The organism is Paenibacillus sp. J31R120 (assembly GCF_056269225.1).
Genome location: NZ_JBWDNN010000004.1, coordinates 586,829 through 612,354, shown reverse-complemented (window position 1 = coordinate 612,354; position 25,526 = coordinate 586,829). Strand labels below are relative to the sequence as shown.

Annotated in this window: 26 protein-coding genes; 2 read left to right on the top strand and 24 right to left on the bottom strand. The window is 52.1% G+C overall.

The window, feature by feature from the left end; genetic code table 11:
• Positions 1-31: 31 nt before the first annotated feature.
• The 20 genes from AC0YNW_RS18235 to yyaC all read right to left on the bottom strand — a co-directional run bounded on the left by AC0YNW_RS18235 (position 32) and on the right by yyaC (position 19,526).
• A complete protein-coding gene (locus tag AC0YNW_RS18235; protein ID WP_387471576.1) occupies positions 32-682 on the bottom strand; it encodes a response regulator transcription factor in 651 nt (216 codons plus the stop codon).
• Positions 660-3,056: an ATP-binding protein gene (locus tag AC0YNW_RS18230; protein WP_475833135.1), complete on the bottom strand. Its 2,397-nt coding sequence runs from the start codon at positions 3,054-3,056 to the stop codon at positions 660-662. Before AC0YNW_RS18230 ends, AC0YNW_RS18235 begins: the two co-directional genes overlap by 23 nt.
• A gap of 30 nt (positions 3,057-3,086) precedes the next feature.
• The gene (comX, locus tag AC0YNW_RS18225) at positions 3,087-3,254 is read right to left on the bottom strand and encodes a competence pheromone ComX (protein ID WP_387471572.1); all 168 of its coding nucleotides are present in this window, start codon (positions 3,252-3,254) and stop codon (positions 3,087-3,089) included.
• A gap of 136 nt (positions 3,255-3,390) precedes the next feature.
• Positions 3,391-4,323, bottom strand: coding sequence for a polyprenyl synthetase family protein (locus AC0YNW_RS18220; protein ID WP_475833134.1), 933 nt, complete (start codon positions 4,321-4,323; stop codon positions 3,391-3,393).
• A 39-nt stretch (positions 4,324-4,362) separates the two neighbouring features.
• Positions 4,363-4,530 (bottom strand): hypothetical protein, encoded by a 168-nt coding sequence (locus tag AC0YNW_RS18215; RefSeq protein ID WP_387471568.1) that lies wholly within the window; start codon positions 4,528-4,530, stop codon positions 4,363-4,365.
• Positions 4,520-5,263 carry an ABC transporter ATP-binding protein gene (locus AC0YNW_RS18210; RefSeq protein ID WP_475833133.1) on the bottom strand — a complete coding sequence of 248 codons (744 nt, stop codon included), beginning with the start codon at positions 5,261-5,263 and terminating at the stop codon, positions 4,520-4,522. Before AC0YNW_RS18210 ends, AC0YNW_RS18215 begins: the two co-directional genes overlap by 11 nt.
• Positions 5,264-5,698: 435 nt before the next feature.
• Positions 5,699-6,514 (bottom strand): class I SAM-dependent methyltransferase, encoded by an 816-nt coding sequence (locus AC0YNW_RS18205; RefSeq protein ID WP_475833132.1) that lies wholly within the window; start codon positions 6,512-6,514, stop codon positions 5,699-5,701.
• Between the two features lie 17 nt (positions 6,515-6,531).
• On the bottom strand, positions 6,532-8,097 hold the full coding sequence (locus AC0YNW_RS18200) for a 2-isopropylmalate synthase (protein WP_475833131.1): 1,566 nt from the start codon (positions 8,095-8,097) through the stop codon (positions 6,532-6,534).
• Positions 8,098-8,196: 99 nt separating this feature from the next.
• Positions 8,197-8,424 (bottom strand): hypothetical protein, encoded by a 228-nt coding sequence (locus tag AC0YNW_RS18195; protein ID WP_475833130.1) that lies wholly within the window; start codon positions 8,422-8,424, stop codon positions 8,197-8,199.
• Between the two features lie 552 nt (positions 8,425-8,976).
• The gene (gene tsaD, locus AC0YNW_RS18190) at positions 8,977-10,047 is read right to left on the bottom strand and encodes a tRNA (adenosine(37)-N6)-threonylcarbamoyltransferase complex transferase subunit TsaD (protein WP_475833129.1); all 1,071 of its coding nucleotides are present in this window, start codon (positions 10,045-10,047) and stop codon (positions 8,977-8,979) included.
• Complete coding sequence (gene rimI / locus AC0YNW_RS18185; RefSeq protein ID WP_475833128.1) at positions 10,044-10,538, bottom strand: ribosomal protein S18-alanine N-acetyltransferase; 495 nt, start codon at positions 10,536-10,538, stop codon at positions 10,044-10,046. Before rimI ends, tsaD begins: the two co-directional genes overlap by 4 nt.
• Complete coding sequence (gene tsaB / locus AC0YNW_RS18180; RefSeq protein ID WP_475833127.1) at positions 10,535-11,350, bottom strand: tRNA (adenosine(37)-N6)-threonylcarbamoyltransferase complex dimerization subunit type 1 TsaB; 816 nt, start codon at positions 11,348-11,350, stop codon at positions 10,535-10,537. Before tsaB ends, rimI begins: the two co-directional genes overlap by 4 nt.
• The gene (tsaE, locus tag AC0YNW_RS18175) at positions 11,350-11,838 is read right to left on the bottom strand and encodes a tRNA (adenosine(37)-N6)-threonylcarbamoyltransferase complex ATPase subunit type 1 TsaE (protein WP_475833126.1); all 489 of its coding nucleotides are present in this window, start codon (positions 11,836-11,838) and stop codon (positions 11,350-11,352) included. Before tsaE ends, tsaB begins: the two co-directional genes overlap by 1 nt.
• 13 nt (positions 11,839-11,851) lie before the next feature.
• Positions 11,852-12,967: a thiamine-phosphate kinase gene (gene thiL / locus AC0YNW_RS18170; protein WP_475833125.1), complete on the bottom strand. Its 1,116-nt coding sequence runs from the start codon at positions 12,965-12,967 to the stop codon at positions 11,852-11,854.
• 121 nt (positions 12,968-13,088) lie between these two features.
• Positions 13,089-14,171, bottom strand: a complete 1,083-nt coding sequence (locus AC0YNW_RS18165; RefSeq protein WP_475833124.1) for an HD-GYP domain-containing protein — start codon at positions 14,169-14,171, stop codon at positions 13,089-13,091.
• A gap of 173 nt (positions 14,172-14,344) precedes the next feature.
• Entirely contained in the window at positions 14,345-16,024 is a 1,680-nt protein-coding gene (locus AC0YNW_RS18160; RefSeq protein ID WP_475833178.1) for a histidine kinase N-terminal 7TM domain-containing diguanylate cyclase, read from the bottom strand.
• Positions 16,025-16,103: 79 nt separating this feature from the next.
• The gene (locus AC0YNW_RS18155) at positions 16,104-17,309 is read right to left on the bottom strand and encodes a class I SAM-dependent methyltransferase (protein WP_475833123.1); all 1,206 of its coding nucleotides are present in this window, start codon (positions 17,307-17,309) and stop codon (positions 16,104-16,106) included.
• 26 nt (positions 17,310-17,335) lie between these two features.
• Complete coding sequence (locus tag AC0YNW_RS18150; protein ID WP_475833122.1) at positions 17,336-17,989, bottom strand: DUF6483 family protein; 654 nt, start codon at positions 17,987-17,989, stop codon at positions 17,336-17,338.
• A 31-nt stretch (positions 17,990-18,020) separates the two neighbouring features.
• On the bottom strand, positions 18,021-18,869 hold the full coding sequence (locus AC0YNW_RS18145) for an alpha/beta fold hydrolase (RefSeq protein WP_475833121.1): 849 nt from the start codon (positions 18,867-18,869) through the stop codon (positions 18,021-18,023).
• Between the two features lie 33 nt (positions 18,870-18,902).
• Positions 18,903-19,526: a spore protease YyaC gene (gene yyaC, locus AC0YNW_RS18140; RefSeq protein WP_475833120.1), complete on the bottom strand. Its 624-nt coding sequence runs from the start codon at positions 19,524-19,526 to the stop codon at positions 18,903-18,905.
• Positions 19,527-19,655: 129 nt separating this feature from the next.
• Between yyaC and AC0YNW_RS18135 the strand changes: the two genes are divergently transcribed.
• Entirely contained in the window at positions 19,656-19,883 is a 228-nt protein-coding gene (locus tag AC0YNW_RS18135; RefSeq protein WP_387471535.1) for a DUF1128 domain-containing protein, read from the top strand.
• Between the two features lie 121 nt (positions 19,884-20,004).
• Here the strand turns inward: AC0YNW_RS18135 and AC0YNW_RS18130 are convergent, their stop codons facing one another.
• From AC0YNW_RS18130 to AC0YNW_RS18115, 4 genes are all read right to left on the bottom strand, one after another.
• Positions 20,005-20,463 (bottom strand): hypothetical protein, encoded by a 459-nt coding sequence (locus AC0YNW_RS18130; RefSeq protein WP_475833119.1) that lies wholly within the window; start codon positions 20,461-20,463, stop codon positions 20,005-20,007.
• A 149-nt stretch (positions 20,464-20,612) separates the two neighbouring features.
• A complete protein-coding gene (locus AC0YNW_RS18125; protein ID WP_475833118.1) occupies positions 20,613-22,202 on the bottom strand; it encodes a UDP-glucose--hexose-1-phosphate uridylyltransferase in 1,590 nt (529 codons plus the stop codon).
• Between the two features lie 40 nt (positions 22,203-22,242).
• Positions 22,243-23,229 carry a UDP-glucose 4-epimerase GalE gene (galE, locus tag AC0YNW_RS18120; RefSeq protein ID WP_475833117.1) on the bottom strand — a complete coding sequence of 329 codons (987 nt, stop codon included), beginning with the start codon at positions 23,227-23,229 and terminating at the stop codon, positions 22,243-22,245.
• A gap of 36 nt (positions 23,230-23,265) precedes the next feature.
• Complete coding sequence (locus AC0YNW_RS18115) at positions 23,266-24,441, bottom strand: galactokinase (protein ID WP_475833116.1); 1,176 nt, start codon at positions 24,439-24,441, stop codon at positions 23,266-23,268.
• 194 nt (positions 24,442-24,635) lie between these two features.
• On the opposite strand from AC0YNW_RS18115, the gene AC0YNW_RS18110 reads away from it, so the two are divergent.
• Positions 24,636-25,514 carry an AraC family ligand binding domain-containing protein gene (locus tag AC0YNW_RS18110; RefSeq protein ID WP_475833115.1) on the top strand — a complete coding sequence of 293 codons (879 nt, stop codon included), beginning with the start codon at positions 24,636-24,638 and terminating at the stop codon, positions 25,512-25,514.
• Positions 25,515-25,526 lie beyond the last annotated feature (12 nt).

Here is a 25,526-nt window from a genome sequence, read left to right as displayed (position 1 = left end):
TCATGAGGCCGCCTTCGTATGATCTCTTCTATTAATATTGCTCCATGCTGATCAATCCCAATCGCTTTGCTTCTCTTATCGCCTCTGACCGCGATCGTACATTCAGCTTTTCGAAGATTTTGGTCAACTGGTATTCCACGTTCCGCTGGCTGACATGCAGCATCGCAGCCAGCTCCTTGTTGCTTACGCCAGCCGCGACTTCATGGAGGATCGTCATTTCCTTCTCGTTAATCGACACATCGTCAATGGACAGCTCCGAACGCGAGATCGCAACCTCATGCCTTCTGAGTTGCTTGAGAAGCGGTATCGGAATAACCGCCTCTCCCCGAAGCGCGCACCGAATGGAGTTGTGCAGTTGATCCCTGGATGCCGTCTTCGAGATAAAACCGGACACGCCTGACTCCACCAGAAGGTTGAAGTGCGTTCCGATTTCATAGCCGGAATATATGATGACTTTCCGTTCAGGGTCAATCTGAATCAATCGTTTGGTTAGCTCCAGGCCACTAATACCCGGCATGTTCAAATCGCATAAGATAATGTCAAAAGGTTCGGAATGAACCTTATCCAGTGCTTCCAGCGCCGACAGCGCCACCGTTACTTTCATGTCGCTATCTTGCTCGATCATCGTTTTGGTTCCTTCGCCAACCGATGGATGATCGTCAACTAATAAGATACGAATCACGCGATATACCCCTCTCCGAAAGTCCGCTCGACACAATGATCGGCATCAGAATAATGACCTCGAGGCCTTTACCGCGTTCCGAATAGAAGGAGATGTCTCCTTCAAGGCTAGCCACACGCTCTTTAATCCCAGACAGGCCCATATGCTCAAACGTCTCTACCATATAATTCACATCCAGGCCGACTCCATCATCCTGATAGCGGAAGTAGATCGTACCCTCTCGCAGCTCCAGTTCAAGCTGAACGAGCTTGGCTCCGGCATGCTTGTCCGCATTGCGCAGCAGCTCCTGCACAATCCGGTAGATGGCCGTAATTTGCTCCTCATCCATTTGTTCATGAATCGCCTTGGAGCGGAACTGTACTTCAAAGTTAACCCTCATCTGGGTATGCTCAATAATCGATTCTACCGCTTCAACTACACCCATTTCCTTCAGCAGCGGAGGACGAAGCTCATTGCATGTTTCCCTGATTTGATGAATGACATCAAGCAGCCCTTCCTTGATATCTTCAAGCTCCCGGCCGAGCTTATCCGAGATCGGATGATCCATCATGACAGATTCCAGCTTACGGTACCATAACAGCTGATCCTGCAGCGCCGAATCATGCAAATCCGCTGCAAGCTTCCTTCTCTCATTCTCCGACAGGCAGAAGAGAAGGCGCAGTACCCACGGCGATGTCGTATGCTCCTTGCGCACTTCTGACTCCAGATCCTCAATTAATCCTTCAATTAAATATAGATTCTCAAATACGATGCTGGAGTAATTCGCCATCGTCTTCAGCCATCTAATCTCATCCGAGTTGAACCTGGTGTGGTTAGTCTTCAGACCAATCCATAGGATATGGTACCGGGAACGCTGTCGTCCAATAATAAGGCCCAGCCCGTACGGCAGATCGATCAGCTCGCCTAACTTGAACGTATTCATCACGCTGAGCAGGAAGTCGGCAGTCACTCTCTCCTCATGGTCATCCCCCATCGGGAAGACGGCGTGTTCCGCCTGATCGACAATAAGGAATTTAATGCGGCTTACCGGAAGCAACGAATCAATCTCTTGCTTCAATACCGCCTCCAGATCAGCTTGCTTCATAACGCGGGCAATGCTTCTGGAGAATCGGTCCAGACTGTCCTGATAGCTATACATCGCTTTGAACAGCTTCGGGCGGAAGCGCTGGTCGATCTGTTCCTTCGCATACAGGAACAAGGTTATACCAATAAAGATTACCAAGAAAATTCCGATCCAATTCGTCCAATAAATGTCCGGTTTATCCATTAATACAGCAGCAATCAACAGCGTGATCACAATCGAAGGAATAAGCGAAAGCGCTGTGTAATATTTGAATCGCGTCAAAATAAAATCGATATCGAACAATTGGTTCGAGGTCGACAAGTAGAAGTAGACGACAGGCAATATAAATAAAAACAACGCCGTGAACGCCGGAGGCAGAATTTGACCAGCGCCGAACATTTGCGGCAATAAGTTAAGCGTTGCAAACGGCGTGAACGCTACAAGATGCGACGTTAATGTAATCGTGAACAGAGATTTCAGCTTTGTCTGGCGATGCTTGATAAATTTCCCGATCAGCTTGAGTGCGCATATCAAATTACCCATTAAGACAATGGCACTATAAGTACCTTTAATATACGTAAATACCTCTATCGAAAACAAATTTGTCCATATATAAATTAAGCTAAATAGACTCTGTGCCCCTACAATTGCGTAAAGCACAGCCAGCGTCTTATTCCCGATTAAATAATTCTCAAACCGCTTCAAGTAGATATTCATGAAGCTCATGAATATTAACGGTATATTAGGCAATACGACATAAATGATGGATATCCCTATCGGGTCTCGCAATATCGAGGCGGAGGAGCTGTAATAGGAAAGACCTATAGATAAAAAAAAGAGAATAAGCATGATAACAGCCGGGTCATGCCTTCTTTTCACGTAGAGAAAGACGGAAAACGCACAGAATATAATTAAGGATATTCCAGGTATATAGAGTTGAAGCAATAGTTCTAACGTGGAATGGTCTCCAGACCATGCTTTGGAGAACGTGACAAGCTTCGTCGTATGATCACGATCTACAATGAGGACATTATCGGCGTATTCCAATGAATAATATTTCGTTACATTCTGAAATTCTTCAGCAGGACGGTTATTGACCTCTATAATCCGATCACCAATCTGCAGCCCCGTCATCTTGGCTTGCCCTTCCGGTTCAATGGATTCGATCGTATATCCATTAACCGGATCGTGGGTGAGAACGGCGCGAATAGAAGGCGCTCTTGTAATAACCAAGGTCAGATATAAGAGGAGTCCAATAAATACCGCCAGGAAGAAGGTTGTAGTGATGCGATTCAACAAAGTGGATTTCATACAACCTCTTCCTTTCAGCCAGTTAGTCCTTTAGTTCCAGATGAATGCGTATCCATTTTTTTCTTGTTTGTTGTTCATCTCATTAAGTAGAGCCTTTTGTTCTGCTGCGGAAACACCTGCTAGCTGAAGCTGTCCTCCCATAGCCAGTGACATCTTCTCTGTGCTGTTGACCAGTTGACGAATTGTTTCTTTCAACATTGAACTCCTCCGCCTCTCTACTAAATCTTATAGTATGTAGCTAGTACATTTATACTATAACAAGATTTAATAGGTTAGCCAACGCAAAACTCATTCGTATTTACCGAAATGGGTTTTGCGCGATTGTCGAAAAGTCTTATGCCGTCTGGCCTCCCGCCAGTTTCTGCATGAGCTTGTCCTTCCAAAACGCATCCGCTTGCAGCTCCGCAAGAAGCTCTTGAAACCGATTATAGTGCATACGGCTTACGACAGAACCGTATAATTCAACACCCGATTGCTCGCATGCCTGCAAAAATAATTCTTTTTTCCCGGTTACGTCATGCTTCGTTCCGCTGCCGTTGTAATAGTCCCTTATCCACCCGACTTGTTCATCGGGTCCTTCAAGCAGATACATCGTAAGCAGCGTCTGCTTGCGGTTCAGAAAATCGCTTTTTTCGTCCCACCGCAGCAAATCTCTGCAATCATTCCGAAGCTGGGCGGATATACCCAGCTCGGCCGCATATTCCGCAACCGTCTCATTCCATGGTCGACCGGCAAGCAATACGCCCGCCATACAAGCCATGACGAGAAGCGATGCCGACTTGCCTCTCACCATCTGGAAGTAGCCTTCTTCTGTAAGAGTATCGTTCATCAAGTCCATCATTTGCCCGTTAGCAGACTGGATCAGCTGCGTATTCATCATCACAGCCAATTCACCGCGCAATACCGGATCAGACGTGCTGTGCAGCAGCGCCTGCTGAGATAGCGTAACCAGCGACGTGGCAACGTGCAGAGCAACCGGGAGCGGAGCTTTCATCCATGGCTTCGATGGCGCATCTCCGTCTTCCAGATCATCCAGAATATCGGACGCCAGAATAAAGAGCTCGACCGCAGCGGCAGCCCCGTCAATATCGGCATCCTTGCCCACGAACATATGATAATGAATGACGGCAAGCTCCCCGAACATCATTGTTTCTGCCAGCTTCTCTTCAATAAAGGAATAAGAGAAGTCGAGCAGCGGCTGCGCAGTAAACCACTGGGCGGCATACTGCTTCATCCGAAAGCCGACTTGCTCTTTCACGATTGACACGGTACATCCTCCGATCCATGCAATAATATTCCAATTATACTATGAATGCCGGATCGTTTCATCCTTAATTGACGGCTTCTTAATTCCCCCCTCGCTTCTCTTCATCAGGAGATGTGCAATCATCTCCATTCGTTTCTCCACTAGGCTCTTGCGCTCATTGGCCGGATCGTTGCCGCGTTTGCCGAGATTCGTGGACTTAAACTTCAACACCTCCTGCATTGCTTACGGCGTAATGCATATATACAGCTTCCATGGTCAATCCGCCACCAGGAAGTTCTGCAATCAATTTTGTCGGGCTGTCACAAGCAACTAAACTCCCCTCCCTCATGACACCAACACGGTCGCAATGGTACTGAATCTCGGTCATATCATGCGATACGATGACGATGGTCTTGCCCTGCAATTTAAGTGAAGCCAGTATCGCCCAATATTCCTTCTTCGCCTGTGCATCCAAACCAGTCGTCGGTTCATCCAAAAAGACGATCGAGGGATCATTCACAACGGCGATCGCGAGTGTCGTTCGTTGCCGAAGTCCGCCAGACAACCGCCTTACAACTTTATCCTCATACGGTGTAAGTCCGAATTGCTTTAGAATACCTTCAATGTTCTTCTTCTGATGATAGAACCCCTGAAACATGTCCAAGGCCTCCCGCACAGTAAGGCGATCCACAAGCGAAGTGCTTTGCGAAAATATATTGATATGCTCCTTCAGCTTGTCCCATTCCGTGCTCATATCGATGCCCATCACGTTTAATGCGCCTTCATCGAGAATCTGATTGCCGGATAACAGCTCAAGCAGCGTCGTCTTGCCTGCCCCGTTCTTGCCAATTAAACCGAATAGCTCGCCCTTCTTTACCTGAAAGGATACTTGCTTGATCGCATTATTCGTCCCATAGTGCTTGCTGACTGTGTCCACCTGAATAATCGCTTGCTTATCCATTCGGTCTGCCTCCGTAACTATTTTATTGATTCTACGATAGCGCATTCATAACGTGATTTCACCGAAAATCTCACTCGTAATTTACGCAAAACGATTGCGTTCCGAAATACCCCGAAAAAGTTATGCACAGATCTATCCACAGACGTGAATAAATTGTTAGTTAATTCTGTCGAAATATATAACGAACTGTTATCCGAAAAATGTCGTTTTGGCGCTCCCTTGTTTCTTCGCAATAAAGAACGTGGATCGTTATCCACGTTATACACATTATCCACAGTGTATAAGTGAAAAAACTATCCACGTTTGCATCATTTATTTAGCGATTGTAAACCCGCATTATTGCACATATTTATTAAATTATTCACACTATTCTGTAGGTATGTGGATAACTTTGTGCACAATTCATTCATCCACAGCCTTTTTTGCTCCAAAATATCATTTTCGCCGTCCAATATACAAAAGATGAGTCGAACTGCCAAGCATGGACGGGTCCATCGACCATTCTATAATCAGTTCCATCAGTTGATGATAGGTTTCTTCGCCCTGCCCTCGCCAATATTCGTATGCCTGATGGTCCAATGCGGATGCGAAGCAGTCTGTTCCGACCAGATTCAACGTCTCGAAGCCCTCTCCCTCCATCTGGGGAATGATGTGTTCGATCTGCTCGAAATATACACCGGTGAATCTTCCGGCATCACTATGGTTATATACCCCCGTCCGGGAGAATTCAATCAGCGCATCCATGCGATCATTCGGCTTCCACTGCATGGGATTACGGATCGACTGCTGCAAAAAGGCGATTCGCGGCATAAAAGCCGCACCTACGATGCCGCCCGGCTTGGTTACACGACGCAGCTCCCGAATGGCCTGAATCCTCTCTTCCTGTCCTTGTAGATGATATAGAGGCCCCATCATTATGGCTGCATCAAATGATTCATCTGCAAAACAATCCAGCGTGGTTGCGTTGCTGATGTGAAAGCCCGAGAATTGGCTATCTACCCCTGCCGCACTTGCCTTTTCCTGTGCTTCCGCAACAAAACGCGGAATCAGATCCGTCAGACCTACTCGATACCCCGACTTGGCAAGCTCAATGGCATACTTGCCCGGGCCCGAGCCGATATCGGCAATATGTCCGCCAGCCGGCAGATATCGCCGTAAGTAATGAAGGTTGACATAAAATTCAAGCGGCTCACGATCGAGCCGCCCCCATTCATCAAATGTTTCATAATAGTCCCGTACTGTCGTTCCCATCGGCCTTCAGCCTCCGCTTATTCGTTTGCCGTACGTTTCTCCTTCGCTCTGCCCCGCGCTCCAGCGGTCATAATCGCTTGGTTGCAGGCCGAGATATAGGCTTCTGCCGCCGCCAGAATAATATCCTTGTTCGCAGATGTTCCGCGATACCGTGTCCCATTGTGGATAATGCTTACGACCGCTTCACCATGCGCGTCTTCGCCGGTAGACAGCGAATGCAGCTCCAGATCCTCGAATTCCACCGATACTGGAATTGCCTGACCGATCGCATTAATGACCGCTTCCACAGGGCCCGCGCCCATTGCCATGTAGGATTTCTCCGCATTTTGTTCATTCTCGCGAATCGTAACCGTTGCGCTTCGCGAACGCTGCGTTCCGGCATGTACAAGCAGGTCGACAAGCGCAAATGGATCAGGCTGCGTCTTGGTCATTTCGCCTGCAATTCGGATCAGTTGATCATCCGTGACAATCTTCTGGCCATCCGCAACTTCCTTGAAGCGGCTATAGACGCTTTTGAATTGCTCCTCCGTCACTTCCACGCCGAATTCAGCCAGACGATGCTTAATGGCATGGCTGCCGGAATGCTTGCCCAGAATAATCATGTTGCGGGAGATGCCCATCGCTTCCGGGTCCATGATTTCATACGTATTGCGGTTTTTCAGCAGGCCGTCCTGATGGATGCCCGACTCATGCTGGAAGGCATTACGCCCGACAATTGGTTTGTTGTACGCAATCGGGAAGTTCATCGTACGGCTGACAAGACGCGATGTCTCATAGATCTCGCTGACATCCACATTCGTCTTCGCCTGCACCGCGTCCTTGCGCGTCTCGATCGCCATAACCAGCTCCTCCAGCGAGCAATTGCCTGCCCGCTCGCCGATGCCGTTCACGGTAACCTCGATTTGCGTCGCTCCTCCTTGAATTGCCGCAAGGCTGTTCGCTACGGCCAGACCCAGATCATTATGGCAGTGGGCGCTGTAGCGAACCGTCTCGCCGCCTCTGGCTTCCCGGCGAACGGCTTGGAACAGGTCGATAATCTCATTGGGCAATGCATAGCCAAGCGTATCCGGCAGATTGATAACTGTCGCCCCTTCAGCAATAACGGCTTCCACCAGCTGAATGACGAAGTCGCGTCCCGATCTTGTAGAATCCATCGCCGAGAATTCGATTTCATCGACAAATTGCTTGCCGTAGGCCACCATCTCACGCGCAATCTGAACAACCTCGTCGCGCGACTTGCGCAGCTGATGATTCAAGTGGATGTCCGACGAAGAGATGAACAGATGCAATCTGCGCTTCGCCGCATCTTGAGTCGCCTGCACCGCAGCATCGATATCCGCCTTGACAGCGCGTGCGAAGCCGGCAATCTCCACATTTTGCAATTCTCGGGAAATTTGCTGCACAGCAGCGAACTCACCCGGACTGGATACAGCGAATCCAGGCTCAATCACATCAATGCCCAGCTTAGCCAGCTGTCTGGCAATGATAATCTTCCTCTCCGGCGCAATGGAAGCGCCTGGGGATTGTTCGCCGTCTCTCAGTGTTGTATCGAAAATTTGTACATTCTTCATTGTGTTCGTCATGGGTATATCCTCCTAATGGGTTTTGGATTTTGGGTAACAAAAAAGGCATGCCGTCTCGATGAAGAGACGACATGCCTTCGCATATGCCGTGGTACCACTCTACTTGGCAGCATCGCTACGGAACGCCGCTTGCATAGGATGCATGCTGCATGCGTTCGTGGACAACTGCCCGCTTGGAGCCGAGTGACGACGGCCAGCCGTAACGGAGTAATGGCTTCCTTCACCGTATGCCGGTGAAAGAGCTGTTCCCCCGTTCCGCTCCCAGGCGAGTTTCAAGTCAGGCATTCGGCTGCGTCGCACCATCCCGCAGCTCTCTGCTTGATGCATGGCCTCCTCATCCGAGGCAGCTATGCTTCATATTCCTGCTCTGACTTTACTTGCTCCTGTTCATTGCGTTTCCTGCTATGAAAATGGTTGGTTAATGGTTCATTGCATCTACTTGCATCTTCCAGACAACAAGAAAAGCCTGTCGCCTCTATTCAAGAGACGACAGGCTATAATGACCCGCGCGGTACCACCCTTGTTGACTGTCACACGTTATGAATTCACAACGAGAGACATGCCCACCTTAGTCATAAGACCGGCTCCGGATGCCGATGCTTATGTACCCCGTTACGGAGGTTAACCGTAGCCATGTACGCAAGCTCGCCATCATGCGTTATTCGCACTCCGGCTGCTTCTTTCCATCGCTCCGCTCCCAGGTGAGCTTCGAACCCTTCTTCGGCTGCGTTGCACCATCCCGCAGCTCTCTGATTCCCGATTGGTTCTACTGTTCCTGTTCCCAGCGTTTCATCCATATGTGATTGAAGTATTGTTGCTTATTATATCCATTCCCTAATTATCTGTCAATTCAGAACGGATTATTCCTGCAAAAATAATTCACGCGCCCGCTGAAACAGACCATTCCTCCAGGGAAAGTCCGGGATCGGCCTTCATGTCCAGCTCCGTGAATTGGCCTCTTGTCAGCTTGAGATGCGCGGCTGCTCCGATCATCGCTGCGTTATCCGTACATAGCGATCCAGGAGGAATAAGCAGCTGTATGCCAGCTTCCTCGCACCGCCTGGACAGCTCCGTCCGTAATCCGCGATTGGCGGCAACGCCTCCGCATAACAGCAATTGCTTCGTCTCATATTGAGCCACGGCTCGGAGTGCCTTGGTCACCAGCACATCAATGACGGATTCCTGGAATCCTCTGGCAAGTAGCGCTTCATCCAGCTCTTGCCCTTTCATACGAGCCTGATTAATGACGGACAGTACCGCCGATTTCAGCCCGCTGAAGCTGAAATCGTAGCTACCCGCCTCCAGCCAAGCCCGCGGCAGCGTGATCGCCTCGGAAGCTTCGCCTGCGAGCCTGTCAATATGCGGCCCGCCGGGATACGGCAATTTGAGCGCTCGGGCTACCTTGTCGTAAGCTTCCCCTACCGCATCGTCGCGTGTCCGGCCAATCACGCGGAATTCACCTTCGCTCTCCAACAGGACCAGCTCCGTATGACCTCCCGAGACGACAAGCGCCATGCATGGATATTCCAGCTCATGCACAAGCGCATTGGCATAGATATGGCCCGCAATATGATGTGTGCCAATCAACGGTATATCCAGCGCCAGCGCCAAGCTCTTGGCAGCCACAATTCCGACCAGCAAAGCGCCGACCAACCCAGGACCCTGCGTCACGGCGATTGCTGTCAACTCATCCAGCTTATGACCGGACTTTTGTACCGCTTGCTCCATGATGAGTGTAATCGTCTCCACATGCTTGCGGGACGCAATCTCCGGTACAACCCCGCCGAATCGTTCATGCACATCAATCTGGCTGGAGACGATATTGGACAGGATATGCTTGCCGCCTCGTATGACCGATGCGGATGTCTCGTCACAGCTTGTCTCAATAGCCAGTATGAGCGAGTCGTCATAAGCTGCCGATGCGTGATTATGTTCTTGCTGTATGTTCAATTTGATTCCTCTCCCGTCTTAAGCCGCTCCTCATCAAGCTCCGCCCACATAATTAGCGCGTCTTCGTCGTTATCGGAATAATAACGAGGCCGGACCCCCGCAGGCTGAAACCCGAATTTGCGATACAGATGCTGGGCCGTCTCATTGGATACCCGGACCTCCAGCGTCATGCGCGCCGCTCCATAGAACACCGCCGTTCGCTGGAGCTGCTCCAGCAGCAAGTGGCCGAGCCCCTTGCCACGCAGATCAGAGCGCACCGCAATATTGGTAATATGCGCTTCGTCCATAATGATCCACATGCCGCCATAACCAAGCAATTCACCTCTATACTCCATGATCAGGTATTTGGCGAACATATTATTGGTCAGCTCGTTCATGAAGGCCTCAGCCGTCCAGGGGCTAGTGAAAGCTTCCTGCTCAATGGCGATAATAGCCGGAATATCGGCCATCTCCATCGCCCGATACAGCAGCTTGTCCGGATCCATGCTCATCGCTTGGCCTCTTCCGCTTCCTTCGCCTTCCACTTCACTTCCGCCTCTGTCAGCTGCGTATAATTCGGTGTGAAGCTATGCACATTCTCCAGCAGTCCGCTTCCATAACGCTGCGCGCCGAGATAGGCTAGCGCGCTTCCCCGAAGCACATGGGGCAGCAGCCGCACTTCAATACCCGCAGCCGCGCATCGCTCTAGCAAAGAAGTGGCAGAATCACCGTGCAGCGACAAATCGCCGGTCAGCCAAATCGTCAATGGGCCGGATTTCGCCTCCGCTTCGGCCGCAGCCGTCAATTCATCCGTCCAGTCTCGCATGATCCGAACGCCGTCGTTCAGCCAGCGGCTCCAGCCTTCCTCCGTATCCATCGAGAAGCCCGCACTGTATACTTGTCCGCGCCGGGCATCCATAATCGGCAGCAGCCAATGCTTGCCCTGCATCTCTGTCGGAAGCGCCTCTCCATAAGCCATTCCGAGTCCCGCATGCAGCGCTCCGAAAGCGATCGCCTCCAGACTGGAGATGCCGACAAGCGGCTTCTCCCAAGTCCAAGCCAGCGTCTTCGCTGCCGTCACCGCGATGCGCATCCCCGTGTACGAACCGGGACCATTCCCCACTATAATCGCATCGAGATGCTCCTGTTGCATACAAGTGTCCCTTAGCATATCCTTCAGATGCGTAATGACATGGACGGAATGATTCCGCTCGGCAAGCGATTCAATCTCCGCCAGCACCTCTCCGCCCCGCGTTATGGCGGCTGCCATAGCAGCCGTCGAAGTGTCCAGCGCAAGGAATGTTCCGCGTATCGTCTGTTCCATTAAGTCGTCGCTCCCATCTTGTCCCATTCATCGCACCAATCGGCATAAGGTCCTCCGATGCCCTTCGCGCGAATAAGCCGCTCTTCTCCGCCCGCATGCTCGATATACAGCTCCAGCCGGCTGGCAGGCAGCAGCTCCTCGATTAGATTCGCCCACTCGACCAGTGTTACGCCCGAGCCGAAGAAATAATCGTCCAGTCCAAGCTCGTCAGCTTCCTCCACCGATATTCGATAGACATCCATATGATAGAAGGGCATAGAACCACCCTCGTATTCTTTAATAATGGTAAACGTCGGGCTGTTCACAATGCCCGGCACGCCAATTGCAGCGGCGAACGCCTGAGAGAACGTCGTCTTACCGGCGCCAAGGTCGCCGTCCAAGGCGATGACTGTACCCGGCAGCACCTTCTCTGCCAGCAGGGCCGCAAGCTGCGCCGTTTCCTGCAAGCTGCCAATTCGCCATTCGGCGTAGGTTATTCGTTGCTCCATCTTATTCACCCGTTTATGTTCCAAAATGATTAAAACCTCTCTTCGGCAGCGGCATCCTTGGCCGCCTATCTTCCTTTGCACCAGCGCTGCTTCCATCCCATCCGCGAGAAAGCGGAGTCAGCTCCACTCCCGGACTCCCTGTCTCCGTCCTGCCAATCACATAGAAGGGCAATCCGTGCCGCTGGAATTCCGCCTTTACCGCCGCCTCGCCACGGGCATCCATCGTGCCGACAAGAACATAATCCTCACCGCCATACAGCATCCAATCCAGCGGATTCACGCCAGCTCTTGAAGCATAAGCACTCATACTTCCGCTCTTGGGCAGAGAGTGCTCGTCCAGAACGATCCGCAGTCCCGAGGCCTCCGCTATTTCCCACGCTTCGCTAGCAAGCCCGTCACTCACATCATTGAGCGAATGACATAGCCCCGAGCGAAGCAGCAAGCGGCCGGCCAAGACAGATGGCGCAGGCTGCTGATGGGCAGATAGGAGCGACCGATAAGCCGGATCGTCTACTGCCGCGCGATTCGGCTCCTCCGACACCGCAGCTTGAAGCATATGAAGGCCGGCCGCCGACATGCCGACCGGTCCCGTCACGAAGACGGCATCGCCGGGCAACGCGCCTGACCGCACAATTTCCTTGCCCGCTTCCACCGTCCCCGTCAGCGATACCGAGATGACCAGATGAGCCGGCGACGAGGTCGTATCCCCGCCCACGATCGCTACATCATACTGCTGCGCACAGGCATACAGTCCGTCATAGATTCGCTTCATGCGATCCGGCCCGCAGGATGAAGGCACGCATACCGAGACAACCGCATGCAGCGGCACCCCGCCCATTGCAGCTATATCGCTGACATTGGCCGCCAGCGCTTTATAACCGATATGCTCGTCCTGCATCGTATGGGCAGCAAAGTGTATCTGCTCCACCATCGTATCGGATACGAGCAATTGCCTTCTCTCGCCTATGATGCCGTCCTGCGCGGAGCCAAAATCAAGGACTGCCGCATCGTCTCCGATGCCCAGCGCGACTCCGCGTGCCAGCTGCCAGTCAGCCGACTGCCGCTCCGAGGTCCAATATCGTATGCGTGCGAACTCATCCACGAACGTCCAATCTCCTTCTACGGCCATGCTCTATTTCTCATCATTTTACCTTAATCGCCACTAGAATCAAAGCCATAGGGCATAAGCGACAATCGAGCCTTTCTTGTTGCGGCTGCCCATGTGCCGGAACAAGAAAGGCTCGATTGTTCTACATTTCTTTTATGATCGTAATATGCGGAGTATCCTTCAGTTCAATATCATACGGAGATGCTGGCGGCTTGCCGTCCATCTCCTTAATGACGCGAACGCGCGGACGATGCACCGCCAGTTCGTTGTTTTGCGAGACAACCACCTCTTGCCCCGTGCTTAAGAGCAGCGTCGTCGCCACCGGGTATACCGAGATATGGCTGCAGAACAGCTTGATCAATTCCAGATCAAAGAAGGTCCCGCCAGCAGCGAACAGAAATTCAATTGCTTCGCTTGTCGTATACCGCTTCCGGTGAGGTCGTGGAGACACCAGCGCGTCGTATGTATCAGCCAAACCGACGATTTGCGCATAAATGTGAATTTCGTCTTTCTTTAATCCGCGGGGATAGCCCGAGCCGTTATACCGCTCATGATGTTGAAGGGCGCAATGCGCAGAGACGATGGAGATGTCATGATATTTTCTTAAAATATCGAATCCTTCCATGGGGTGGGTATGGAGAACTTTCAGATCTTCCGCTGTGAAGCGCCCCGTCTGCGTGAGCAGGCTTTGCGGCATCTTCGTCATCCCGATATCGAAGAGCAGTGCCCCGATTCCGAGTTCCTCCAGCTGATTCCGGTTAAACCCTTTTGCGATGCCCATAATTCCGGCCAGCACCGCCACGTTGAATGAATGCTGGAACAGATACGCATCCCTGGAATGTATGCTTGACAGATTCACCAGCATATTCGGCCGTGTAGCCAGGTCTTGCATGATGCTGCCGAATACAGCGCGGAAGTTGCGCCCCATATCCGGAGCGATCGTCCGGCCCCTCGTGACGATTTCTTCCTTGAAGGAATTCATCGTTTTATATATGACATTAACCGCATTCGAACGCGTTTCGTCCCGGATGGTATCCTCCGGCACGATGTCAGTCGTGTTCCCGTCCTCAATATACAAGAAATCAATGCCCAAATTTTCCAAGCGCTGAATATAACGCTCATTCAGCTCTACACCCTCACCAAGAAGAACATTGCCGTTATCTTGGAAGATGGATTTTGCAACCTTGTCTCCAGGCTTGACCATTCCAAGTTGCACTTTTCTCATTGATTTGTTCCCGCCTTTTAAACAAAACTTTGCACTTGCAGCCAGATAAAACTATATTAACAGACTGTGACCTTTCTTACTATGTAAGGAGCAGGTAACTATGATATGGAAACTTTTACCCTGAGCTGAACGCCCTCCGCTACGCAAAAAATCCCGTACATCACGTCGGGACTTTATGCTAATTTGCGCTTAACGATACGGTTGCGTCCACTGTACTTCGCTTCATAGAGCGCAGCATCGGCTTGAGCCATCAGCTCGCGGAGGAAGGCCTTCGGATTATCCAAGTCCGACGAATCAAATTGTTCAATCGAAATCACGCCCATACTGATAGTGACCGCAACCGATGCATCGCCCACCCCGGTAGACACCAGGTTCTTCTCTACTGCGGACTTCACCTGCTCGGCGATGACATCCGCCTGCTCCCGGTTCGTATGCGGGAGGTAGACCGTGAATTCTTCGCCTCCGAACCGGGCCAGCACATCGGTCAGCCGCAAGGCGCTTCGTACCGCATCGACCGTGCTGCAGAGCACCTCATCGCCGATCAGATGGCCGAACCGGTCATTGATTGTTTTGAAATAATCCAGGTCGAAGATGAAAATCGAAAACGGAATGCCGTATCGGATATTGTTGACGACCTCGCCTTCCAGCTGCTGCAGTAAATATCTGCGGTTGTAGCAGCCCGTGAGACCATCCGTAATCGCCATATGCTCCAGCTTCCGGTTCGCCTGGTACAGCTCGTCCTGCATAATCAGAAGCTCGCGGTTCCTCTCCTGGAGCAGCTCGTTCTGATTATTCGTCTCCTCGACCAGCATGCGCAGCTCCGTCACATCATGGAAGGTAAGCACACGCCCTACAATTCGCTTCTTCTGGTTCAGAATCGGCGCCGATTGGACAATGACGTGGCGAATATGGTTCATATCAAGGGACAGCTCGATTTCCAGCCGCTCCATTGGCCGCACACGCTGCGCTTCAAAAAAAGCATGCAGCTGCCGGGCGGTCTCGCTCTTGAACTGCGACGCAAGCGCATCGGGATTGAAACTGTCCCCGATCCGGATACGAAGAATCGGCTTAATTACCTTATTGACCTCAATAATCGTATCGTTCTCGTCCATGACGATAATGCCCATAGACATCGTGTTCATGACGTCCTTCTGGACGATCTGAATGATATCGAACACCTTGTTCCGGCTGATGGCATGAACAATATAGATGGCGGTTACAGTCATCCCTACAGAAATTAGTGGAATGTAGCGCGCAAAATAATCAATATAAGCCACATTGACGAAGAAGTCCGTAATGGAGAAAAACGAAAGCACAAACACGCTGTTCAGTGCGGTTCTGACCATCTTGCGCTGTCTGACGGAATCATCTTTTCTTCCCAGCTTGTACAGCAGAATGACAAGAGAAACCGATAAATACAGCACAAGCTGGATAATCATCACCCAATAAAGCGAGCCGTGCTGAAGCTGTTTAAGCGGTTCCACAGATTGGTTAATGTCAAGGAATCCGCCGTCCGGATTCCATATAACGACAATAACCGACACAAGTGCCGGTATCGATAGCAGAAGTAAGCGACTCTTCCGAATGATGTAGTACTGTCCTGTCAAAAAGAGAATAAAAGCAAACCAGCCAATACCAAGCAACGAAAGACCTATATAAGATGCAGATAGGTAAAAAAGCCTATAGCTGACCATTGTCGTCGTCTGCGAGGCAAATTGAAACAGGGGCCACAGCATGAAGACGATATGCAAGAAAAGATAGATTCGGTGCAGAACCGTGACTGAGCTTGATGAGAATAAATATAAAAAAAGGCCCAGAAGCACCGCAAACGTACTAAAGTCTAACCAAATCATCCATTCCAATACGGTTCACCCATTCATTTGGTAGCCATCTTCTTCCATTGTAACAAATGTTATTCCTATCGACAATTGGCTATTTCGTCGATTTCACGGAATTCTTTTCTGCGTCCGGCCAATGATGGGATAACATGCTCTCTAGTGCTGGAGACAGATGCAGAAAGTCTCTGAAACTTTCATATTGCTTCCACTTTGCTAGCGATAGTTCTTTGTGCGGAGTCGCTACAGCTCGAATAAGCAGGTTTTTCGGGGTATGCTCAGGGTCCACGAATTCCAGCATACTCACCTTATAGCCGAGCACCTCCAGCAGGTTCCCACGGATGGCATCAGTTGCCAGAGCCGAGAAGCGCTCCTTCAGCAGCCCTTGCGACAACAGCGGGGCCATCACATCACTCTCCACTTGACGGAACAGCTCATGCTGGCAGCATGGCACAGACATAATGACAGAGGCTCCCCAGCCTACCGCCTTCGCCAAAGCCGCATCCGTTGCCGTATCGCATGCATGCAAGGTTACCACCATATCGGCTGCTTCAAGACCTTCATATTCCGCAATATCCCCAACGAGAAAATTCAGCCTGTCATACCCAAGCTTATCAGCCAGATTGGAGCAGAAGGCGATTACGTCTTCCTTCAGATCAAGCCCGATAACGGAGATATCGCGTCCCTGCTCTACCGCAAGAAGATGATACAGGGCGAACGTCAGATATGACTTCCCGCAGCCGAAGTCGACAATCTTCAGCTGGCGGTCCCGCGGAAGCGCGTCCAGCACATCCGTCACCATCTCCAGGAAGCGGTTGATCTGGCGGTACTTATCCTGCTTCTTCGCATGCACTCGGCCATCCTCTGTCATAATGCCCAGCTCTACCAGGAAAGGAGCAGGCTTGCCTTCCTCCAGGATACGCTGCTTCTTCCGGTTATGCTCCTGTGCCGCGGGCTTGTCTCTCCCGCTCACTGCCGTCCTTCGTACGGTCGCTTTGCCTTTCTTGCTGAACAGAAGCTGGACGTCCTCATCCTGCGTCTTCACCAAGCCTTGCCGGTACAGAGGGCCGACAATCTCAATCAATCGCGATACCGTCTCATCCTCGTCCAAGTTGTGATGCAGCACTTTATTCGTATAATGAGACTCGAACTGATAACGCAGCCCTTCCTTGAGCCTCACAGGCCGTACGACCGTCCGGGGAGCCGTCGTTTCCCCGCCTCCCCGCGGCGAGCTAAGCGTCGCTTGCAACAGTTGTCCCTTTCTGATCCAGCTTTCGATATCCTGTTGCCATTGTTCCGTCATGCTTGACTGGTCACTCCCTCGTTGCCTTATGCTTTCAATGCCGATTGCAGATCGGCCATGCCTTGACGGATCTCTTCTCTCGGAAGTCCCCCCGCTGCCAAAGCCTCGTCGCTCTGCTCCAGCAGCCTGCGATACGTCTCGGAGGCTTCCTCCGGCGATATCGCGCTCGCTTCAAGCAGCTCATACATGACATTTTCGGTCTGATCGTAACGCCCCTCCGCCTCATGCCATTCCATCAGCAGACGCTTCGCAGAATCGGGCAGCTCATACACGCTAAGCAAATCGAGCAGCTCGTTAATTTGCTCTCTGGGCTCTACAATCGTCGGCTCCGCCCCCATTAGCGATAAGCGTAAGAAGAGCCGGAGTGAACGCACATACATCCCGTAGCACTCCGTCTCCCGTCCGAGCTCCCCGTGAAGCAGCCCCTCTTGCTTCATCAGTATGGCAATGGCCTGAAGATGGTCGGTATCGATCACACCGTTGGTCGTCATCACTTTGATCAGATCCTCATCGGACAAGGATCGGATCAGCTTGCTGCTAAGCCGAAAGTGCTTGTCCAAGAGATCGTCCAGCACAAGCAGCGCTTCCTCCTGCTTCATCTGCTTGCGCAAGCCAAGCACTTGCCCTAACGCTTCTGTCATCTGACTAATCATTCTCATGAAATAATCACGTTGGAACATAGGCCGCGTCCCCCCTCGCCCTTACTTATTCCTATATCGACCTTACGAAAGAAGCCATCTCTTCCGCAAGCTGCGGTGCGCATTCCATCATGCTCATATGGCCCGCCTGCTCCAGCTCGACCTTTCTCGTCTCTCCGTTAACGGCGGAGAAGGTGCTCTCCGCCGGGATTACTCCGTCTTGGGCACCTGCCACCAGCAGCACCGGAAGGCCGGAGCCAGTGATCACCGCGCTGCGGTCCGCTCTTGTCTTCATCCCCTTGGCTGTCGCGATGGCACCGTGCTGTGCTGTGACGTAGCCGATTCCCTTGCACCAGGCTACCTCCGGCCCCATGCCCTCCAGTCGATCCTTGGCGAACAGCTTCGGAATCAGGCCGTCCACGAACGCTTCTACACCGCTCTCCTGAAGCGAAGCGACAGCCTTGTCCCGATTGGCACGGGCAGCCTCGCTATCCGGCAGCGGAGTGGAATGAACCAGTCCAAATGCGGACAGTCTGTCCCCATGCCGTTCCGCGAAAGCGAGCGCAATATAGCCGCCAAGCGAATGGCCCAGCACGATCGCACGGTGAATGGATAATATATCAAGCAGACCGGCCAGATCGTCTGCGAACAGCTCCATCCCGTACACTTCTTCCTCCGGGGCGGAGCTTCGACCATGGCCTCTCGCGTCAGGCGCCACTACCCGGATAGACGCCGCCAGTTCGTCCACAATCTTCGCCCAATAAGCGGAACTGCCGCAATAGCCGTGCAGCAGTACGAGCGCCGTGTCCAGCCCATGCGACTCCTTCGAATCATAGTAAGCCAGCTTGACGCCGTTTTCGATTACTGCCGTTTCCTGCGCGATTGATTGGCTGTGGCCGCCCGTTTTTTCATTCTGTTCCATCTTGATCAAGCCCCCTTATCGGTTTGAATCCCACTACCCGTTATTGGCTTCCGCCAACCATGCTTCACGGATCGCCCTTGCCGCTTGCTTCGCCATGCCCATGACCAGATGCAGCGATGTCGTCTGCAGCATCCCGTACGCCTTCACTCCGTTCAAATTGACAACACCGGCGATGCTGTAATTGCCTACAGCGGGAAGTCTTCGTCCCGTCGCCGCTCCCGGCTGCAACGATCCCTCCCGGGTGATAAAGCCTCCTACCGATTGCGGCTTGCCAAGGCAAGCGTCAACGGCAATCAGCGTCAGCTTGTCGCTGCCTTGCAGAACAGCTGCTCGGCATACAGCCGATTCCACTGCATGAGCGTCGCAGGGTTCCTCCAGCGTGCCGATCACATGCTTCCAGCCTTGCTCCTTCAGCATCGAGCCCAGCAGCGGACCGAAGGCATCTCCGGTCGACCGGTCGGTCCCTATGCAGATAAACAATATTCGGTCAGGATCAGGCTCCCGCCGTGCAATCGAAGCCATAAACTCCGATAACCCGTCTGCATCCCGTATTGCCAGCGTATCGGCTTCCGCTTCCTTGCTCTTCCCTCTCGACCGAGATCTCCTCGCTGGGCCTTTTCCAATCGACTGCTCCGTCATCCGCACCTTACTCTTCACCCGTTTCCGTACTCTTTCCCAATACCGTCTATTGTACCGAATATTGCCCTTGTCTTCAATTTGTGGCGATCCCCTCCCCAGTCGTGATACAATGACGGGAGCCAACACCCAAGGAAAGGGGCGAATCATATGAGCAACCTGGATCAGCACACCCAAGAAAACGTCGAAATCATGATCGAAGCAATCAAGACCAAGCTAAGAATGGCGTCAGGCGCCGCCATGCAAGCCTCCAACTTCAACGTAGACCAATACGAGGATATAAAGGAACTGTACGATATCGTAAATGCGAAGGAAAGATTCAGCATTAGTGAAGTTGAAGCACTGGTATCGGAGCTAGGCAAGCTGCGTAAAAAGTAAACAGATTCAATAGAAGTAATATATCGTATATTTTGCCATTCCAAACCATTAATTATCATTATTCGACAAAAAAGAACCGGGATCGTTCAAGACGATTCCGGTTCTTTCTCCTATTGCTCCATTACTCCTGTGTTTCCGAATCTTCATTCTTCTCCGTCTCCACCGCTTCAATAGACAGCTTGATAGAGATATCCTTGCGTTCGCCCTTCAGGAAGTGCGCCAATCTCTCCAGCTTGTCGGCTAGTTCAGGGCCGGTCAACGTCGTGTTAAGCTGGTAGTCGAATGAATCGGAAGGAAGCTTCGCGCCATAGCTGCCGCCGCGCCAGCCGCGTTCATCAACATGACCCGGGCGCTGGTTCAAGTTTTCTTGCGCAGGGTAGAACTTGTCTGATTTATTCACAACACGCTCATAGATTCTAAGTTTCTTCAACAACATGTAGTATTGCGCGGAATGCTTGAAGTTCCAGGCCTCCCGAATATCTTTCAACGTGTAATCCATCTTCCAGCGCTTCAGCTTCTCCACCTGCTCGTCTGAGCTGAGCTGCAAAAATTCGTCGAGCGGCAGCATTTTTTCTGGCATTTCTATCCCTCCATTATGAGCTAGCTTCATTAAAATTTATTAATTCTAAAAACAATATTTATTATATAAAAAATACCATAATTCATGAAAAAACACAACAAAGAACCTTCCCGTTCATCGCATTGCCGATTTTCAGGAAGGTTTGCTATTCATTTTGGACTTGCTCCCACCGAAGCAAGAAATTGATGGAAGGACGCTCTGCCCTGCTCTGTACGCTTGAATACACCCGCATCCGTCAACACGTTAAGGAATCGTTCTCCGGTTTCATGCTGCATGATCGCCCATGCTTGCGCAACTGAATTTGCGGTACCATGATTCTCCGCCAGTGACGCCAGCCACTCCCCGTGCTTGTGCAGCGGATGACCGGTCTGACCAAGTCTCTCTATATCCTCTACAGCATCCGGCGTCAGATACAAGGACAAGCTTTTCAGTTCTTCGCTCAGCCTGCCCGGAAGCACTGCCAAACCCATAACCTCGATAAGTCCAATGTTTTCCTTCTTGATGTGATGCAGGTTCCGATGAGGATGGAAGATGCCATCCGGATGCTCGGGGCTGGTCCGATTGTTTCGCAGGACCAGATCCAGCTCATATTCGCCGTTATCCCGAAGACGCGCAATTGGCGTTACCGTATTATGTGCCTCACGCCTCCCGCCTTCATACTCTGTCCATGCCAGCACCTCGGCAGCTTCATCACTGTAGCCTCTCCAAGCATCCAGAATCTCATTTGCCGCTTCCAGCACCGCTGATCGGGAAGCCCCGTTCAGACGGATGACCGACATGGGCCACTCTACGATGCCGATCGATACACCAGGACAAGCGGCAGCCGTGAACACGGCCTCTACATTCGCCGTTTCCATCGGGAATTCATGCCGTCCAGCCTGGAAGTGATCATGGCTTAGAATGGAGCCTCCTACGATGGGCAGATCGGCGTTCGAGCCAATAAAGTAGTGAGGGAACTGCTCTACAAAATCAAGCAGCCTCACAAAAGTGTCATGAGAAATCGACATCGGCTCATGCGCCGCTTTCAACACGATGCTGTGCTCGTTGTAATAGACATAGGGGGAATATTGAAAGTACCAGTCCTCGCCACCGAGCTGGAGCGGCAACACTCTCAGATTCTGTCTTGCCGGATGGTCGATTCGCCCGGTGTAACCTACATTATTCGCACATAGAAGGCAGCTCGGATAATGACTCTGAGGCATCGCTCTCAGCTTGGCGATTTCTTGCGGGTCCTTCTCCGGCTTTGACAAATTGATCGTCATCTCCAGGCTTCCGTAAGAAGTGTCGTGCTGCCAGTACAGATTGCGGGCGATGCGATCCATACGTATATAATTGCTCGCAATGTTCATCCGGTAGAAGGCACTCGTCGCACTTGACAGCCCTTCACGCTCCGCTCGCTCACGGAAGCGCGCCGCCGTTTCCGATGGCCTTGGCATTAGCAGCCCCATAATACGCGCATCCAGCAAATCCCGCTGCGTCGTCGTCCAGTCCGGCACCAGCCCGATCGAGCAGCCGTAATCCAGCAGCGGCTCCAGCAGCTCGGAGGCGTTATCCGTCCTCTCATCAGGGACCGCTGCCCCATAGGGTTCGTCAAATCCGAACAAATCGAGCAGGGCATTGCGTCCATAGGATAAATCCAGCTCATGCAGCAACTCCTGTTGCTGCGCGAACGCCAATAATCGTTCGATCAACAGCAACGCTTCTTCGTTAGAAGGCGTCGCTTGCGTGGCGATACTCATGCTGTCCAGCTCCTCTTACGCAGGTGCGGGCAGATGCCTCTTAGCCCTCATAGCCATTCGGGCGCGACACATGCCAGTTCCATGCGCTTGTGATGATATGCTTAAGCTCGCTGCGGCTTGGCTTCCACCCCAGCTCCGTCCGCGCACGCTGCGAAGACGCCACTAATACGGCTGGGTCCCCTGCGCGGCGCGGCTCAATGACCGCCGGAATTTCCTTCCCGGTAACCGTTCGCGCGATTTCAATTACTTCTTTGACGGAGAAGCCTTGACCGTTGCCCAAATTGTACACGGAGCTGTCAGCGCCCGTCCGCAGACGATCGACCGCCAGCACATGGGCATCCGCCAGATCGCTGACATGGATATAATCACGAATGCATGTGCCATCCGCAGTATCGTAATCGTCGCCGAATACGGAGATATGAGGACGCTTGCCGAGCGCTGCTTCCAGTACGATCGGTACCAGATGCGTCTCCGGCCGGTGATCCTCCCCGATCTTGCCGCTTTCATGAGCCCCGGCGGCATTGAAGTAACGCAGGGAGATATATTTGATCTCATGAGCCGTATCGAACCATTTCATCATTTTCTCCATCGCCAGCTTGGTCTCTCCGTAAGCATTCGTCGGCAATGTCCGGTCATACTCGTCAATCGGGACTTGCTCCGGCTCTCCGTATGTTGCTGCTGTCGACGAGAATACAATCTTCTTAACGCTGTATTCATTCATCTTCTCAAGCAGACATAAGGTTCCGTACACATTATTGTGATAATACTTCCCCGGCTGCTTCATGCTCTCCCCGACCAGTGAGTTAGCGGCAAAATGAATGACCGCATCGATCTCGTTTTCTGTGAAAACCCGATCCAGCACCTCTGCATCACGCAAGTCGCCGACGTAGAGCTTGCCGCCAAGCAGCGCCTCCTTATGCCCTTGCTGCAAATTATCGAGCACAACGATGTCCTCACCGCGTTCGAGCAGCGCGGCGACCGTATGGGAGCCGATATACCCTGCTCCTCCCGTTACTAATACTGCCATCTCACCAACTCCTTGTTCATATTGACGACAAGCGAATCAAGCTTCCAACCGCTCGACACCATTGCCGATGCTGCATACATAGAACTCCGCCTTGAGGCCGGTAGCCTCCGTATATAGACGGCCGACTTCTTCCTGGAACAGGGCCGCGCTATCCTCTTGAACAAGCGAGACGGTACAGCCGCCGAAGCCCGCTCCGGTCATACGGGACCCGACTACGCCCGGCACTTCGCGAGCGGCATCTACAAGCGCGTCGAGCTCAGAGCCTGTCACCTCGTACAAATCGCGCAAGGACTGATGAGAGGCATACATGAGCTGGCCGAAGCGCTCCAGATCCCCATCATTCAGCGCCTTCACCGACTGAAGCACGCGCTCGTTCTCCTCCACCACATGCTGCGCACGTCTTCTGACGGTCTCGTCTTGAATCAGATGCTTGCTGGCATTGAATTGCTCCGTGCTTAGCTGGCCGAGCAGTTCCAGACCTGCATGCACCGCACGAAGCTCCTCCACTGCCCGCTCGCACTCGGCGCGCCGTTCATTATATTTGGAATCAGCGAGGCCTCTGCGCTTGTTTGTATTGGCGATAATCAGACAGTAGCCCTCCGTGCGGAAAGGCACCTGTTCTACCTTTAACGTATCGCACATCAGTAGCATCGCATGGTCGCGCAGCCCGTTCGCGACAGCGAACTGATCCATGATGCCGCATTTGACGCCATTGAACTCATTCTCCGATTTTTGGGACAATAATGCAATTTTTGTTTTGTTCAGAGGCAAGCCTTCCATGGACAGCAGCGCATACGCCGTTACCACTTCAATAGATGCGGAGGAGGACAAGCCTGATCCGTTAGGAATCTCGCCGTGATAGAGCAGATCATACCCTTGGCTGAACACGATGCCTTGGCTGAGCAGCTCATGGACAATTCCCTTCGGGTAGTTCATCCATTCATCCGCTTGGTCATAACTGACGGAGTCAATGGAAAGCCGCTTCGATAACGGGAAGTTGGTCGAAGCCAGACCCAGGCTCCGGTCCCCTCTGCCCCGGATTAATAATGTCGTGCCAAAGGTAAGCGCCGCCGGGAACACGTAGCCTCCATTATAGTCCGTATGCTCGCCGATCAGATTGACTCTCCCGGGCGCATGGAAAACTTCAATATCCGACGGTTGTCCGCCATAGTGTTCGATGAATTGGGTTTTAAGAGCTTCTATATTAGCCATTCGCTTCACGTTCCTTTGCTGGTGGAATGAATCCTCTACTCTCATTAGCCTTAGTATAGTGGAAGTGCGCTGGAAGGGAAATGGCGGAATGGTTGCAACATATGGATTTATGTGACTTTCCCGCCACCAATGAAGCATGATAAGATGAAAAAAACGACCTCGGATTACAGCATCCCGGAAAGGGGTAATACCTTATGAAGCCGGAAACCTATCGCGTCGCATCCAACCCGGCCATTGAGAATAGCGGTGAACCGTCCGCCCTGCGCGTTTTGTTCTCAGGAGAGAGCCAGACAGCGCCCGGCCATTTGCTTGGGCCGAAGGTGTATGACTTTTATTTGATGCATCTAGTCTTATCTGGCCGAGGCATCTTCGAGCTGAACGGCAAGAGCTACGAGTTGGAATCAGGCCATACCTTCCTCATCAAGCCCGGTCAGCTCATACGCTACGAATCGGACGATGCGGACCCCTGGCACTACAGATGGATTGCATTCAAAGGGACGGAAGCGACTGCGTTAGCAGCAATAGCTGGATTGGATACCGGAGACATACAGCATAATCGCCTATCCGACATACGCCGGGCATCCACACTATATCGATGCGTCTTTCATGCATTAAGCGGAGAAGGGAACTCAGCCGACCTGGAGGCCGCTGGATATCTCCAGCTTCTCATGGCTGCATACCGCAAGGCGGCCATTGCCGCCAGCCGGTATCCAGAAGAAGCAGAAAGTCACGGCGAACAGCTCCATCAAAGGGTTGTCCGCTTCTTGTCCGCTCAATATACGCATGCCGTGTCCATTGAAGCGATGGCCGATTCTCTGGGCTACAACCGAGCCTACCTGTCGCGCGTCTTCAAGAAGAAGACCGGTCTCTCCCCTGTCTCCTTCCTGCTCAGGCTTAGACTGGATCGGGCGAAGCTGATGCTTCGCGAACGGCCGGAATTGACTGTGGGGCAGGTTGCAGCATCCGTCGGCATGCAAGACGCTTTGTACTTCTCCAAGCAGTTCAAGAAGCAGCATGGCTTGTCTCCGATTGCCTACAGGCAGGACATATTGGGACAACAGGGGGATTCCTGATATACGGCGGTG